Here is a 303-nt window from a genome sequence, read left to right as displayed (position 1 = left end):
AGCGACCATATTCTCGATAAAAATAAGTATCGAATCCTGTTTCATCAATATAAACAGGTGCTAGATGCTTTAAACTATTAAAATTTTTAAGAAATAAGGCTACTTTTCCTGGGTCTTGTTCAAAGTAGGTGTGGTTCTTTTTTTTCGAGTGTAGCCCATAGCTTTAAGAGCATAGTGGATAGTAGTTGGATGACAGTCAAATTCAGCAGCTATCTCAGTCAAATAAGCATCTGGATTGTTAGTAAGATAGTTTTTAAGTCTATCTCTATCAACCTTTCTTGGTTTTGTTCCTTTTACTTGATG

Annotated in this window: 1 pseudogene; it reads right to left on the bottom strand. The window is 34.0% G+C overall.

What is annotated here, in order from left to right:
* Positions 1 to 303, bottom strand: a pseudogene (locus ADI86_RS00670) (IS630 transposase-related protein); the annotation flags it as partial.

Source organism: Streptococcus pseudopneumoniae (assembly GCF_001074975.1).
GTDB classification, from domain to species: Bacteria; Bacillota; Bacilli; order Lactobacillales; family Streptococcaceae; genus Streptococcus; species Streptococcus pseudopneumoniae_D.
Note: the sequence above shows the minus strand (reverse complement) of the source record. Positions and strands in the feature narration are given on the sequence as shown.